The sequence below is a fragment of the Nocardia sp. FBN12 genome (assembly GCF_050320175.1).
Taxonomy (GTDB): Bacteria; Actinomycetota; Actinomycetes; order Mycobacteriales; family Mycobacteriaceae; genus Nocardia.
Window position 1 is genome coordinate 942957 of record NZ_CP190048.1, and the last position, 14519, is coordinate 957475.

13 protein-coding genes are annotated in these 14519 nt (G+C 69.0%); 6 read left to right on the top strand and 7 right to left on the bottom strand.

Going from position 1 to position 14519, the window contains the following annotated elements; translation table 11 throughout:
* Nucleotides 1–75: 75 nt before the first annotated feature.
* Nucleotides 76–3315 (top strand): arabinosyltransferase domain-containing protein, encoded by a 3240-nt coding sequence (locus ACQHI0_RS04765; protein ID WP_427906705.1) that lies wholly within the window; start codon nt 76–78, stop codon nt 3313–3315.
* Nucleotides 3316–3456: 141 nt separating this feature from the next.
* On the opposite strand, the gene ACQHI0_RS04770 is transcribed toward ACQHI0_RS04765, so the two are convergent.
* Entirely contained in the window at nt 3457–4386 is a 930-nt protein-coding gene (locus ACQHI0_RS04770) for an ADP-ribosylglycohydrolase family protein (protein ID WP_427906706.1), read from the bottom strand.
* A gap of 121 nt (nt 4387–4507) precedes the next feature.
* The gene (gene rarD / locus ACQHI0_RS04775; protein ID WP_427906707.1) at nt 4508–5425 is read right to left on the bottom strand and encodes an EamA family transporter RarD; all 918 of its coding nucleotides are present in this window, start codon (nt 5423–5425) and stop codon (nt 4508–4510) included.
* 34 nt (nt 5426–5459) lie between these two features.
* Between rarD and ACQHI0_RS04780 the strand changes: the two genes are divergently transcribed.
* Both ACQHI0_RS04780 and ACQHI0_RS04785 read left to right on the top strand, forming a co-directional pair.
* Nucleotides 5460–7883: a cation-translocating P-type ATPase gene (locus ACQHI0_RS04780; RefSeq protein ID WP_427906708.1), complete on the top strand. Its 2424-nt coding sequence runs from the start codon at nt 5460–5462 to the stop codon at nt 7881–7883.
* 119 nt (nt 7884–8002) lie between these two features.
* Nucleotides 8003–8167 (top strand): hypothetical protein, encoded by a 165-nt coding sequence (locus tag ACQHI0_RS04785; RefSeq protein ID WP_427906709.1) that lies wholly within the window; start codon nt 8003–8005, stop codon nt 8165–8167.
* A gap of 16 nt (nt 8168–8183) precedes the next feature.
* Here the strand turns inward: ACQHI0_RS04785 and ACQHI0_RS04790 are convergent, their stop codons facing one another.
* The 3 genes from ACQHI0_RS04790 to lspA form a co-directional block, all read right to left on the bottom strand.
* Nucleotides 8184–9053 carry a hypothetical protein gene (locus tag ACQHI0_RS04790; protein WP_427906710.1) on the bottom strand — a complete coding sequence of 290 codons (870 nt, stop codon included), beginning with the start codon at nt 9051–9053 and terminating at the stop codon, nt 8184–8186.
* Nucleotides 9046–9972 carry an RluA family pseudouridine synthase gene (locus tag ACQHI0_RS04795; protein ID WP_427906711.1) on the bottom strand — a complete coding sequence of 309 codons (927 nt, stop codon included), beginning with the start codon at nt 9970–9972 and terminating at the stop codon, nt 9046–9048. Before ACQHI0_RS04795 ends, ACQHI0_RS04790 begins: the two co-directional genes overlap by 8 nt.
* A 73-nt stretch (nt 9973–10045) precedes the next feature.
* Nucleotides 10046–10663, bottom strand: a complete 618-nt coding sequence (gene lspA / locus ACQHI0_RS04800) for a signal peptidase II (protein WP_427906712.1) — start codon at nt 10661–10663, stop codon at nt 10046–10048.
* Between the two features lie 85 nt (nt 10664–10748).
* On the opposite strand from lspA, the gene ACQHI0_RS04805 reads away from it, so the two are divergent.
* Together ACQHI0_RS04805 and ACQHI0_RS04810 are read left to right on the top strand one after the other, a co-directional pair.
* Nucleotides 10749–11702 carry a hypothetical protein gene (locus tag ACQHI0_RS04805; RefSeq protein WP_427906713.1) on the top strand — a complete coding sequence of 318 codons (954 nt, stop codon included), beginning with the start codon at nt 10749–10751 and terminating at the stop codon, nt 11700–11702.
* Nucleotides 11699–12421, top strand: a complete 723-nt coding sequence (locus ACQHI0_RS04810) for a hypothetical protein (RefSeq protein WP_427906714.1) — start codon at nt 11699–11701, stop codon at nt 12419–12421. The genes ACQHI0_RS04805 and ACQHI0_RS04810 overlap by 4 nt, the downstream gene beginning before the upstream one ends.
* Before the next feature lie 13 nt (nt 12422–12434).
* Here the strand turns inward: ACQHI0_RS04810 and ACQHI0_RS04815 are convergent, their stop codons facing one another.
* A complete protein-coding gene (locus ACQHI0_RS04815) occupies nt 12435–13283 on the bottom strand; it encodes a TIGR03619 family F420-dependent LLM class oxidoreductase (protein ID WP_378660517.1) in 849 nt (282 codons plus the stop codon).
* 190 nt (nt 13284–13473) lie between these two features.
* On the opposite strand from ACQHI0_RS04815, the gene ACQHI0_RS04820 reads away from it, so the two are divergent.
* Complete coding sequence (locus ACQHI0_RS04820; protein WP_427906715.1) at nt 13474–13941, top strand: VOC family protein; 468 nt, start codon at nt 13474–13476, stop codon at nt 13939–13941.
* Between the two features lie 60 nt (nt 13942–14001).
* On the opposite strand, the gene ACQHI0_RS04825 is transcribed toward ACQHI0_RS04820, so the two are convergent.
* Nucleotides 14002–14424, bottom strand: coding sequence for a ubiquinol-cytochrome c reductase iron-sulfur subunit (locus ACQHI0_RS04825; protein WP_427906716.1), 423 nt, complete (start codon nt 14422–14424; stop codon nt 14002–14004).
* Nucleotides 14425–14519 lie beyond the last annotated feature (95 nt).

The following is a 14519-nucleotide window of genomic DNA, read 5'->3' on the forward strand; positions in this document are numbered from 1 at the left end:
TCCGGACGGGGCTTTTGCGTGCGAGTCGAGACGGTGTTTCGCCTGCTGCCGGTGGCGCGGCTACTATCGGGCCCCGTGGTAGAGACGATCGTGCGGCAGGGGCATCCGCCCAAGGATGTGTCGGAGCCGGCGCGACGTGATCGCCCGGGGTGGGCGCGCATCGTCGCGATCGTCGCGGGACTGATCGGCATTCTCAGTGCCGCGGTGATCCCGTTCCTGCCCGTCCGGGTCGACGCCGCGACGGTGTCGTGGCCCCAGCAGGGTTCGCCCGCCGCGGTGGAATCGCCGCTCATCGCCTACGCGCCCGCCGCCTTGTCGGCCACGGTGCCGTGCGCCTCGTTGAGTTCGCTGGCGGCCACCGGCGGTGTCGCGGTCTCGACCGTGCCACGCCAGTCGGCCGACATGGAGAAGTACGGCTTCGTCGTCAAAGTGGTCGCCGATACCGCGGAACGCCCCGGCCGCGTGGACGTCGTCTCGCGCTCGACACTGGTGTGGACGGCGCCACTGGCGGAGGTGCTCGACCGCTCCTGCGCGCTGACGATCGCGATCACCCCGCAGGAATCCACTGTCACCACAACCGGTCTCGGTGAAGGCGCCACCGTGGCCGCCGATCTGCGTCCCCAGGTCGTCGGCGTATTCAGCGAGTTGACCGGCGCCGCCCCCGCGGACCTCGCGGTGCGCGTCGACGTCGACGCCCGCTACACGTCCTCGCCGACCTGGCTCAAACTGGCCGCGATCGTGCTGTGCCTGCTCGCCACCGCCGTGGCGCTGTTCGCCCTGCACCGCCTCGACGCCCTCGACGGCCGCTCCGCGCGTCGATTCCTGCCGCAACGCTGGTGGCGGCTGCGCCCGGTCGACTGGCTGGTGTTCTCGGTGCTGCTCGTCTGGCATTTCATCGGCGCCAACACCTCCGACGACGGCTACATCCTCGGGATGGCGAGGGGGGCGCGCAGTTCGGGCAACATGTCGAACTACTACCGGTGGTTCAGCGTGGACGAGGGGCCGTTCTACACCCCGTACGTCGACATCATCGGCTGGCTCACCCACATCTCCGCGGTGAGCCCGCTGGTCCGGCTGCCTGCCCTCGGCGCGGGCGTGCTGACCTGGTGGCTGATCAGCCGCGAAGTGCTGCCGCGCCTCGGTGTGGCGGTGCGCCGCGAACGTGTCGCCACCTGGACCGCGGCCTTCGTCTTCCTGGCTTTCTGGCTGCCCTACAACAACGGTCTGCGCGCGGAATTCGTGGTCGCGCTGGGTGTTCTGGTCACCTGGGTCTCGGTCGAACGAGCAATCGCGACCCGACGACTCGTGCCGTTCGCCGTCGCCGTGATCGTGGCCGCGTTCACCCTCACCGGCGCACCGTCGGGCCTGATCTGCCTCGGCGCGCTGGTGGCCGGTGCGCGTGTCGTCACCGCGATGATCGTGGCGCGGTCGAAGTCGGTGGGCTACCTCGCGCAACTGCTGCCGATCCTGGCAGCGGGCACAGTGGTGCTCACCGTCGTCTTCGCCGACCGGACCTTCGCCGGTGTGCGGGAGATGTTCGCCGTGCACAACGTGATCGGGCCGGGGGAGTCCTGGTTCTTCGAATTCCTGCGTTACCAATACCTGCTGCAGCTCAACGCTGATGGCTGGCTGACCAGGCGATTCGGTGTCTTCGCGATGCTGATCGGCCTCATCGTCTGCACCGCCGTCATGCTGCGCCGCGGCGGCCACATCCCCGGAACCGCGGTCGGCCCGGTCCGGCGCATGCTCGGCATCACCCTCGCCGCCATGGTGCTGATGATGTTCTCGCCCACCAAGTGGACCCACCAGTTCGGTGTCTTCGCGGGCTTGGCGACCTGTGTCGCCGCGGTGACCGCGGTCGCGGTGAGCGCAGGAGTCCTGCGGCCGATGCGCAACCGTGCGCTGTTCGCCGCTGGTGTCTTCTTCGCACTGTCGATGACCTGGGTCGGTGCCAACGGGTACTGGTACGTCTCCTCGTGGGGAATCCCCTGGTGGGACAAGCCGCCGACGGTCGCCGGTTACGGCGTCTCGACCTTGTTCGTCGGCCTTACCCTGGTGGCGCTCGCCGTGGCGGCATGGTTCCACGTCCACCCGAACCTGAATCCGAAGGCCGAGGTGGGGCGGTTCGCCGGGATGCCGGTCCTCGCCATCGCCGCCGCGATGATGGTGCTGTTCGAAGTGGCCTCCTTCGCCAAGGCCACCGTCGCCCAGTACCCCGCGTACTCCCTCGCCGAATCCAACTTCTCGGCGGCCTTCGCCGGAGGGTGCGGCATGGCTGATGAGGTGCTCGTCGAAACCGACCCGAACGCCTCGATGCTCGCGCCGCTGTCCGGTGACATGCCCGCGACGATGAACGGCACCGAATCCACCGGCTTCCGGGCCGACGGCGTCGCACCGGTCCTCACCTCGGACGAGGTGGAATCGACCACCGGGCAAGCGAATTCGGTGTCCGACGACCCCGACAAACTGCGCGACGCCTCCACCTCGGCCGGCTCGGAATCGCGACAGGGCTCGTTGCAGCTCCCGTTCGGTCTCGACCCCGCGACCACGCCGGTGCTCGGCAGCTACCGCCCCGGCACGCAGGAGCCCGCGGCGCTGACCACCGGTTGGTTCCGCCTCCCGGACGGCCCACGCGGCCCGTTGCTGGCGATGTCGGTGGCCGGGCGAATCCGCACCGTGGACGCCGACGGCATCGTCCACCCCGGCCAGGAACTGGCTGTCGAGTACGGCACCGCCGCGGCTGACGGCAGCGTCACCGTGACCGGCCGGATCGCGCCGACCGACATCGGCCCGGCGCCGATGTGGCGCAATCTGCGGATCCCGATGGACCAGTTGCCGTCGGAGACGAGCGTTGTCCGCCTGGTCGCCGCAGACAAGGATCTCGGCCCCGATCAGTGGCTCGCGGTCACTCCGCCGCGCATGCCGCAGACCACCACGCTCAGCGCGCTGGTCGGCCGCGACGCACCGGTGCTCCTGGATTGGGCGGTGGGACTGCACTTCCCGTGCCAGAACCAGATGCCCACCTACAACGGTGTCGCCGAGCTCCCCGAATACCGCATCCTGCCCGACCGCAACGGCGCCACCATCACCAACCTCTGGCAGGGCCACGACGGCGGCGGCCCCCTCGGCTGGACTCAGCTCCTGTTCACCGCCCGCACCCTCCCGACGTACCTGAACAACGACTGGGACCGGGACTGGGGCTCCCTCGAGCAGTACCTGCCCCTCGACACCACCGCCACTCCCGCGCAGGTGGATATCAACTCCGGCAACCGCTGGGGCACATGGACTCCGGGCCCCGTCATCACCGCCTGGTAGTCACCGGTCGAGCGTCGAGCCGAATCGCCGCCTGAGCGTCGGCCGGTCGCGTATAGCCCCCGGCGTTTCGCTCCACTGCGGTGATCGACCGTGGCGGCCGTGAGGTGGCGGCACAGCGCGCCGGTCCGGCTGCCGGCCTGGCTAACGGGAGTTGGTGGCTATGCGCAGGGCGAGGTCCGGGAGGTCGGCGCCGGTGAGGCCGGGGTAGCCGTGCAGGATGGCGCGCCAGCGGGCGGGGACCGCGGAGGCTCCCCAGCGGGCGCCGAGCAGACCGCCCGCGATGGCCGCGGTGGTGTCGGTGTCGTTGCCCGCACGGACACACGCCTCGAGCGCGAGCGGAAGGTGCTCGGGCGTCGATTGATCGGTGGTCGTGATCGCCCACCACGCGGTCTGCAGCGCGTGCACCACCCAGCCGTTGTTCGGGAAGTCGGCGGGTGTGCCCTTCTCCGCTTCGTCGAGCCGGTCGGTCCAGTACGCGGATTGCGGTGAGCCGCTGACGTATTCGCGAACCCCGTCGAAATCGGCGTTCAGGACGGCATGCCGGATCGCGTAGGTCCACATCTTGCACGCCTCGACAGCGTTCTCGTCGTGGTGCGTGAGCAACCCGACCCGGCCCGCGGCCGCGACGCATTCGGCGGCGTCGTCGAGATAGGCCAACGCGACCGGCGCGGTCCGCATCAGTGAGCCGTTACCGCCGGTGCGCCCGGTCAGCGACATCGCCACGGCCTGCATGTCCAGCGCGGAGGACGGCCTGGCGGACAAGACGTTTCGAGTCTGGTTCCCGATGTCGGGTGGCTTCGAGTCGTACCAGGAGACGAACCCCGCCGCGACCGCGTCGAGATCGATTCCCGGCCCACTGGCAGCGGCCACGGCCACGGCGACGGCCATCGACGTGTCGTCGGTCCACTCACCCGGCGCCCAGTCGAATACCCCGCCGCCGACCATGTCGACCACCGTGTCCGGCCCCGGCTGCGTGAACTCGTAGCCCGCCCCCAGCGCATCACCGGCGGCGGTGCCGACCAGCACTCCGGCGACCCGATCCGAGTACCCCGCATCGTGCACAGAACCCACCCCTCTCGGGTGCCCACTATCCGATTGTCCGATTAGCGAGCCTACCGGTCGGCTTGTGATCCACCGGCGATTCACACCGGTGTGACACCGAATCGAGCTGCCGATGTGACACCGAAGGGGGCTATCGCGCGGTTACGTCCGTGGCCTCGGCGACCGAGGGCTGCCGGTTGCGGCGCGCTCGCAGCAGAGCGTCGGTGGTGAACACCGCCAGCGCCGTCCAGATCAGGGCGAAACCGGCCCACCGGGAGGGCGGCATGGGTTCGTGCATGACCGCCACGCCCCAGGCCATCTGGAGGGCCGGGGTGAGGTATTGGAGGATGCCCATGGTCGAGAGCGGGACTCGCTTGGCCGCGACGGCGAAGAGCAGCAGCGGGAGCAGCGTGACGGGCCCGGTGGCGAGCATGAGGCCGAAATGGGCGGGGCTGGAGGCCATTTCGCTGCGGCCGGTGGCCATCAGGACGATCAGGAACGCCAGCGCGAACGGCACGGCCACGATGCCCTCGGCCGCGATGCCGGGCAGCGCGTCGAGCCGGATCACCTTCTTTACCAGGCCGTAGGTGGCGAACGAGCAGGCCAGGATCAACGCGATCACCGGCGGCCTGCCGTAATCGACGGTCAGCACCACCACCGCCAGCGCACCGAGCCCCAACGCCACCCACTGCGCCCTGGTGAGCTTCTCCCGGAACAGCAGCACCCCGAAGGCGACGGTGACCAGCGGATTGATGAAGTAGCCGAGCGCGCATTCCACGATGTGGCCCGTGGTGACGCCGAAGACGTACACACCCCAGTTCAGCGACAACGCCGCCGAGGCCGCGGCGGCCATCCGCCAGGTCCTGGCATCGATCCCGCGCAGGCTACCCAGCCGCCCGGTCAGCGTGAGCGCGGCCAGCACCACGACCAGCGTCCAGACGATCCGCTGCGCCACCACTTCGGCAGGTGCGGCGAATGCCAGCAGCCCGAAGAAGGCGGCGAACGAACCCCAGATGAGGTAGGCCCCCGCGCCGAAAACGACACCGGGCGGGGATGAGCTGCGCTGCATTCATCCCATGATACGACCGGCTAATCTGACGAGCATGTCCATTTCCGTGCAGGAACCGGCAGCTGCCGGGCTCACCGCCGCACAGGTCGACGAGCGCCGCCGCGACGGGCGCACCAACGACGTCCCGGCCAGGGCGAGCCGGTCGGTCGGCGAGATCGTCCGCGCGAACGTGTTCACCCGCATCAATGCCATCCTCGGTGTGCTGTTCCTGCTGGTCCTGTCGACCGGCTCGATCATCGACGGCATGTTCGGGCTGCTCATCGTCGCCAACAGCGCGGTCGGCATCATCCAGGAAGTCAGGGCGAAACGGACCCTGGACGAGCTGGCGATCGTCAGCCAGGCCAAGCCGACGGTGCGCCGCGACGGCGTCGCCGAGCAGGTCGCGCCCGGCGAGGTGGTGCTCGACGATCTGATCGAGCTCGGCCCCGGCGACCAGATCGTGGTCGACGGTGAGGTCGAGGAGGCCGCCGCGCTCGAGATCGACGAGTCGCTGCTGACCGGTGAGGCCGACCCGATCGACAAGGGCGTCGGCGCGCCGGTGATGTCGGGCAGCTTCGTGGTGTCGGGTTCGGGCGCCTACCGCGCCACCAAGGTCGGTAAAGACGCCTACGCCGCGAAACTGGCAGAGGAAGCCAGCAAGTTCACGCTGGTGCACTCCGAATTGCGGTCGGGCATCGACAAGATCCTGAAATTCATCACCTACCTGCTCATCCCCGCCGGCCTGCTCAGCATCTACAACCAGCTGGTCTCCAGCGGGGAATCGTGGCGCCCGGCCGTCACCGGCATGGTCGCCGCGCTGGTGCCGATGGTGCCCGAAGGTCTGGTGCTGATGACGTCGATCGCGTTCGCGGTCGGTGTGGTGCGCCTGGGGCAACGTCAGTGCCTGGTGCAGGAACTGCCCGCGATCGAGGGTCTGGCCCGCGTCGACGTGGTGTGCGCCGACAAGACCGGCACCCTCACCGAGAACGGCATGCGCCTGGCGCAGGTCGAACCACTCGGCGCGTTCGACGAGGCGCAGGTGAAGGCCGTGCTGGCCGCACTCGCCGGCGACGACCCGCGCCCCAACGCCAGCGTCCAGGCCATCGCCGAAGCGCTGCCCGACTCGCCCGGCTGGTCACAGACCGCCATCGCGCCGTTCTCCTCGGCCAAGAAGTGGAGCGGCATTTCCTATGGCGCCCACGGTGATTGGTTGCTCGGTGCCGCCGACGTGCTGCTCGACCCCGCCTCCGGCGATGCCGCCCACGCCGAGCAGCTCGGCTCGTCGGGTCTGCGCGTGCTGCTGCTGGCGCGCAGCGACCGCCCGGTCGACGCCGACGACGCGCCCGGCACGGTCGAACCCGCCGCGCTGGTCGTGCTCGAACAGAAGGTGCGCCCCGACGCCAAAGAGACCCTCGAGTACTTTGCGAGCCAGCAGGTTTCGATCAAGGTGATCTCCGGCGACAACGCCGTGTCCGTCGGCGCTGTCGCCTCCTCGCTCGACCTGCCCGGCGGTGACCACGCCGTCGACGCGCGCACCCTGCCCGACGATCAGACCGCGCTCGCCGACGTCCTCGATCACGAGACCACCTTCGGCCGTGTGCGTCCCGATCAGAAGCGCGCGATGGTCGGTGCCCTGCAGTCGCGCGGGCACACCGTCGCCATGACCGGTGACGGCGTGAACGACGTGCTAGCCCTCAAGGACGCCGATATCGGTGTCGCGATGGGAGCGGGCAGCCCGGCCACCCGCGCGGTGGCGCAGATCGTGTTGCTGGACAACAAGTTCGCGACCCTGCCGTATGTGGTGGGGGAGGGTCGCCGGGTGATCGGCAATATCGAACGCGTCTCGAACCTGTTCCTCACCAAGACCGTGTACTCGGTACTGCTGGCGTTCCTGGTCGGTATCGCGGGCGTCGGTTCGCAGATCTTCGGCTACGACCCCATCGGGTATCCGTTCCTGCCGCGCCACGTCACCATCGCGGCGTGGTTCACCATCGGCATCCCCGCCTTCGTGCTCTCGCTCGCGCCCAACAACGAGCGCGCGCGCACCGGCTTCGTCGGCCGGGTGATGCGGCTGGCCGTGCCCTCGGGTGTGGTGATCGGCATCGCGACTTTCGTGGCCTACCTCATCGCCTACGCCGGACCGGAGGCCTCGGAAACGCAGAAGGTGCAGGCGGGTACCACCGCGCTGATCACGCTGATCATGATCGCGGTGTGGGTGCTCGTGCTGGTGGCGCGCCCGTATGTGTGGTGGAAGGTGGTGCTGATCGCGGTCTCGGTGCTGGCCTATGTCGCGCTGTTCACGATCCCGTTCACCCGCGAGTTCTTCAAGCTCGACCCCTCCAACCCGCGGCTGACGCTGGCGGCGGTGGTGTGCGGTGCGATCGGCATCGTGCTGGTCGAGCTGGCCTGGTGGGTACAGGCGCGGCGCTCCGGCGGCGCGGGCAAGCTGTTTCCCCCGGTGGGGGCGCAAGGGGCGTGACCGAGCGCTGACCGGGGCCGGTGGTTCCTCGAGAACCCTTGTGCCGTACGTACATTGGGTGTTGGAGTACCTTTGCCGGTTATGGAGGTAAAGCTGTCGCATCGTCCAGGGACCACCCGGTGACCCCCGACGACCTGGACGATCTGTTCGCCGATCTCATCGGGCAGATCGATCGACTCGACATCGATGCGCTGGATTTGATGGCAGCTGCTTATGACCAGGCCGGAGACGTCGATCGGGCCCGCGCGCTGTGGGATATCGCCGACATCCGCCGCGCCACCTGACGGCGCCGGGTGAGATCTACTCGGTCGGGACCGGGCCGTCATCGGGAACGGGTGTGACGGTGTCGCTGCTGCCGGGCAGGAGCGGACTCACCGCGAACCGGCCCGCGACAGCGTCGGGCGGTAGTGCCTGTACGGCCCTGATACCGGGTTGTGTTGCGAGATCACGCAATTGGGGCAGGGTGCCGCGCACCACGATCCCGGCCGTGCACGCGCAGCCTGCCCGCAAGCGGCTCGCGGTGACGCGGGCGATGTCGGCGCTGCGCTGATCGCGGAACCGCTGGGTCGCGACCAGACCCGCCGCGGCCTCGCCGGACTTCACCGCGGGCTCGTCACCGCCCGGAGTCGCGACGGTGATCACCGGCGTCTGGACCCGATCGATCGGCACGTGCTGGATCACCCCGGAGATCCGCAACCCGTCGGCCACTGCCGGAAGCTGTTGGGGCGCCACGTATTCGGTGAACGACACGAGTGCCCAATGCTGGTCGGCATCGCCACCGCCGAGGGATTTCCTCGCGTCGACCAGGTACTGCTCGACCTGCTCGCCGGGTGCGGGCCCCAGCCGATCGGTGGTCACCGCCGACGCGGGCGGCGGTTCGCGGAACGCGATCACCAGCAGGATCACCGCACCGATCGCCGTGATCCCGAATATCACCGAGTTGCGGAGCGAAACCCGTCGTTCTCGCGAGTCTTCCTCCGCGGCAGGTGTTTCCGCCGGCATGTTGCCGAGGGCCGCAGCGGAGGCATCCTCGGGCGAACCGCTGCCGACCGCGGCGGCCGGATCCCCGTGGCCGTCGGCCGGGGTGCCCGCGTGTGCTGCCGGTGAATCCCCGCGCTCGTCCGACGCCGTGTCCGGCGCTGGTTCGGACGACCGCGGGTCGTCAGGCATTGCGTAATACGTCCAAGGCGCCCGCCAGATCGTCGGGGTACTCACTGGTGATCTCGAGCCAGCGACCGTCGGCGGGGTGGTGGAAGCCGAGCTGACGCGCGTGCAGCCACTGCCGTTCCAGGCCGAGGCGTTTGGCCAGCGTCGGGTCGGCGCCGTAGGTGAGGTCACCCGCGCAGGGGTGGCGCACCGCCGAGAAGTGCACCCGGATCTGGTGCGTGCGGCCGGTCTCGAGGTGCACGTCGAGCAGGCTGGCCGCCTGGAACGCCTCGATGGTGTCGTAGTGGGTGACGCTGGGCCTGCCGTCGCCGGTCACCGCGAACTTCCAGGCATTGCCCCGCGCGCGCCCGATCGGCGCATCGATGGTGCCGCTGCTCGGATCCGGGTGTCCCTGCACGAGTGCATGGTATTGCTTGTCGACCGTGCGTTCCTTGAAGGCGCGCTTGAGCATCGTGTAAGCGTGTTCGGATTGTGCCACCACCATCACCCCGGAGGTGCCCACGTCGAGCCGGTGCACGATGCCCTGCCGTTCGTGCGCGCCCGAGGTGGAGATGCGATAGCCCATCGCCGCCAGGCCGCCGACCACGGTCGGGCCGGTCCAGCCGACACCGGAGTGCGCGGCGACGCCGATCGGCTTGTCCACCGCGACGATGTCGTCGTCGGCGTAGAGAATGTTCATCCCCTCGACCGGGGCGGCCTCGACCGTCAGCTCGCGCTTGGGTTCGGGGAAGATCACTTCCAGCCACGCGCCCGCGGTGAGCCGGTCGGACTTGCCCGCGGCGACCCCGTCGATCTGCACCGAGCCGTCCTCGGTCAGCGCCACCACCGCGGTCCGCGAGAGGCCGAGCAGCCGGGCGAGTCCCGCGTCCACCCGCATCCCGTCCAGGCCATCGGGAACGGGCATCGTTCTGGTTTCTCTCATGCAGCGTCCTCCTGCGTATGCCCGAGGGGCCCTCCGTGGTTACGCAAGCTGCCGCCTCCGGGCCCTGACTCGGTCATACGGTCTCCTCGGTGTGTTTGCGACCGCTGCGGGTGCCGTCCGGTTCGAAACCGAACACGGTGAGCGCGACCAGCAGGATCGCCCCGCACACGATGGCCGAGTCGGCGACATTGAAGACCGGCCACCAGCCGACGGCGACGAAGTCGACCACATGGCCCTGCAGCGGGCCTGGGTATCGGAAGAGCCGGTCGACCAGGTTGCCCAGCGCCCCGCCGAGCACCATGCCGAGACCGATGGCCCACCACAGCGAACGCAGGGTGCGCCCGATCCGGATCACCCCGATCACCACCGCGGCGGCGATCAGGGTGAGCAGCCAGGTCATGCCGGTCGCCATCGAGAACGCCGCGCCCGGATTGCGCACCAGGGTGAACCGCGCGAAATCGCCGATGATCGGCACCGATTCGCCCGGGTCGATGAAGGCGACCGCGAGGCATTTGGTCAGCAGGTCGAGCCCGAACAGCACGACGGCGATGATCAGCAACATCGGTAAACGACGGCGACCAGCGGGTTTCGCCTTCTCGATGGCCTCGGGCACGGCAGCGGCCGACGGGGGGACGGAGTCGTCGCCGGTCTCGGGAACGGCAGCGTTGTCGGTTGGCCGGTCTTCACTCACGCGTCCATCATTCCCTAGTGGTGATCTGGCCTGCGCCGCGGTGCCGAGGAGTCCCAGGTGTTACTCAGGAAGCGGTCGTACGCTGATGGCTGTGACGGTGTTGTCTAGATCTCGCTTACCCCGCGTCGCGCGCCCCGGGGTGTTACTGGTGGCGCTCGTGCTGGGGTTCGCGACCTTCGGCGCCGGGTGCGCCGACCGCTCGGCCCCGGCCGCGGAGGTCGACGGCACCGAACCGCTCGGCATCGGCAAGGAAGTCACCGTGCCGATCTCGGCGGCGGTCACCACGATGATCTCGCCCGGCGAGGAGCCGCGCGATCTGCTGCGGCCGCGCTATGTCGCGGGCACCACCCAGGAGGTGACGCTGCGCACCGACTACCGAATCCAGCAGCAGGTCAACGATCAGCCGGCCCGCGACTTCTCGCCCGCCGCGCTGACCATCCCGATGATCGCGCGCGCGGGCGCCGATGGCGTCGACCTCACCGTCGGCGCGGTCACCACCCCCGACCCGGCGCTCAACAAGGCCTTCACCTCGGCCGACGGGTCACACGCCGGTTTGGGGATGAGCGATCTCGGCGCGATCACCGAGCTGCGCATGGCTCCGTCGCCGGACACCCCGAACAACGCGCGGGCCGCGCTCGAACAGGCCTTCTACCAGGCGGTGTACCAGTCGATCGCGTTCCCGGACCAGCCCGTCGGCATCGGTGCGGTGTGGACGGTGCATCAGAAGATCACCGGCGCGGTCACCCTGGACCAGATCACCACGGCCACGCTCACCAGCCGCGAGGGTGACCGGCTCACCATCGACCTGCAGGTGAATCAGACGCCCACCGACATGGTGTGGGAGTTGCCCAACGACGCGGGCGAGCTCGACATCGACAATTACGTGATGGAAGGTGTCGGCTCGATCACTATCGATCTCGGGATGCCGCTGCCGGTTTCGGGTTCGATCGAGATCGGTGGTCAGCAGACCTATCGTGACGAGCGAAGCGTGAGCACGCTGGTCCAGACGCAGTCGACGCGCGTTTCCTGGACGGAATGATGCGGGTGAGTGTGCTGCGCGTCGGCGCAGTCGCTTCGGCGTGCGTGGGGCTGGTCGGGATCGCGGGCTGTGGGTCCGATGAGGACGAGTGCGGCTCGGCGGGATCGTGCGTGCCGTGGACAGGGCCGGTAACCGCCGCGCCCGGCAGCGGCACCGTCGTGCGGGATCCGGCACAGCTGTCGGCGGGCCTGCTCGCCGCCACGGATCTCCCCGGTGATTTCGCCGCGGTGCCGCCGCGCGCCGAGTCCGAGGCGCCCGCGGTCCCCGCGAAGGCGCTGACCGATCCGCCCGACTGCGCCCGCCTGCTCTCGCCTATCTCGCAGCAGTGGCCGGGGTCGGCTGCCGCCGCGTCGGTGCAGTTCGCGGGGCCGAGTTTCGCCACGATCGATATCGACGCGGCGAGCTATCCGGATACCGCCTTGGCTCCCGCGTTCGAAGCCCTGCAGGCGCAACCCCGGCGCTGTACCAGCTATTCGGGTGAAGACGAGGGCGTGCGGATCGAGTATCGAACCAGCGCGCTCGCACAGCCACCCGCGGGTGATGCGGGCGCGGCGTTCACCCTGACCGCCTCGAGCGAGGGACTCACCCTCACGTCGGCGACATCGCTTGTGCAAGTGGGGAACACGCTGGTTCAGGTTGTCGTCACGGCGCCGGAAGTCGTCGATCCCGGCGTGCTCGCCGATCTCACCGCGGCGCAAGTGCGCAAGCTCCGCGGCTGAGACCGGCTCGGGTTCACGCCGATACGGCGAGCTTCCCGCCGAGATGGCCGAGGTAGCCGCGGACCTCGTCGGCACTCTTGTCGGGAAGCCCGAAGACCACCTCGGTGACGCCTTGGTCGGCCCAGCTCGCGAGCTGCTCGGCATTGTGACGTCCGGCCAGCGCGATCACCCGCGGGGTGCCGTCGCGGCCTGCTTCCTTCCAGACCCGGTGCAGGAGCTCCACTTTGGCGCCGAGGTCACCTTCGGTCGGGGTGGTGATCCACCCGTCGGCGTTGGCGGCCAGCCACCCGAACGATTTCTCGGTGCCGCCCGCTCCGAGCAACACCGGAACCCCGGCGCGCACCGGCTTCGGCCAGGACCAGCTCGGGCCGAATTTCACGAAGTCGCCGGCGAATTCGGCTTCCTCCTGGGACCACAGCGCCCGCATCGCGTCGAGGTTCTCGCGCAACACCGTGCGCCGCTTGTTCGCGGGGACGCCGTGATGGGCGAGTTCATCGGTGTTCCAGCCGAATCCGACGCCGAGCTCCACCCGTCCACCGGACAGGTGATCGAGCGAGGCGATGGTCTTGGCGAGGGTGATCGGGTGGTGCTCGGCGGGCAGCGCCACCGCTGTCGACAGGGTGATCCGCTCGGTGACCGCGGCGGCGGTGGCCAGCGCGACCCACGGGTCGAGCGTGCGCAGATACCGGTCGTCGGGCAGCGATGAGTCGCCGGTCTGCGGATGGGCCGCGGCCCGCACCACCGGAATATGGGTGTGCTCCGGGACGTAGAACGCGTCGAATCCCGCGTCTTCGGCGGCCTTCGCCGCATCGGCGGGCGCGATGCCCCGGTCACTGGTGAACAAGACAACCCCGTAGCGCACGTCCCGGCCCTCCGACTTCGACAGCAAAACTGAAACAGGTTCTAAACCTGAAACAAGTTCTACAGGAGTAAAACGAGTTCTACTAGTCCTGATCTCAACGGATGGCCGAAGAAGCGACGACCTTTCCCCGAGCACGCGAGGGGAATACGCTGGGGTCGTCCGAACATCACTCTCGACACGGAGGTATCCGATGTCTGATGTTTCACCGTTCCCCGAAGGCTATCCGCGGATCTGTCCCGGCCTGGCGTGCGCGGGAGCGGCCGCAGCGATCGACTTCTATACCGCCATTTTCGGCGCTACCGTGCGCATGAAGATGGACGGCCCGGGCGGCACCATCGTGCACAGTGAACTGCTCGTCGGCGACTCGGTGCTGATGGTCGGCGACCCCGTCCCCGAGATCGGCTTCATCGACCCGAAAACCGTCGGCGGCTCCCCGGTGAACCTGATGGTGTACGTCGCCGACGCGGACGCCGCCTTCGCCGCGGCGCTCGACGCGGGCGCTACCGCGACCACTCCGATGACCGACCAGTTCTACGGCGACCGCAGCGGCGCCTTCGAGGATCCGTGGGGTCACCGCTGGACCGTGGCCACCCACATCGAAGATGTGTCTGCGGAAGAAATGGAACGGCGCATGTCGGAAATGATGGACGCAGGCTGATCGAATCGTCACGCCCGCACTGCCGGCAATGTCGCGGTGCGGGTGTGGCGCGCGTTCGGATTACGCGGGAACGATCGATTCCCCCTCGACGCGAACAGGTTTGGCGGCCAGCGGCTCGTTGGCAGGACCGCCGCGCACGGCACCGTCGAGCCCGAACCGGCTGCCGTGGCAAGGGCAATTGATGGTCCCTTTGGCCACGGTCGCGACCTTGCATCCGGCGTGCGTGCAGGTCGACGACAGCCCGACGAAATTGCCCGCGGTCGGCTGCGTGACCACCGTGTCGCCGACGATCACCCCACCACCCACCGGAACATCCGCCACCTTGGCCAGCGCGCCTGCCGGTGCCCCGGGTTCGGCCGGCGCGGCGGGCGCCGATTCGCTCGTCGCCGAGCTACCGCAAGCGGTCAGCGTCGCCGCAACGGCCAGTGCGCCCGCACCCACGACGGCGGTACGACGGTTCAGCGAGCAATCAATGATGGTCATCGGTCGTTCTCCGATCAAAGTATGGCCGTCACGCCGACCGGCTCCTTCCCTGTCAACGACCTACAGCCGCTCCCGGTTCGACCGAATTCGATATT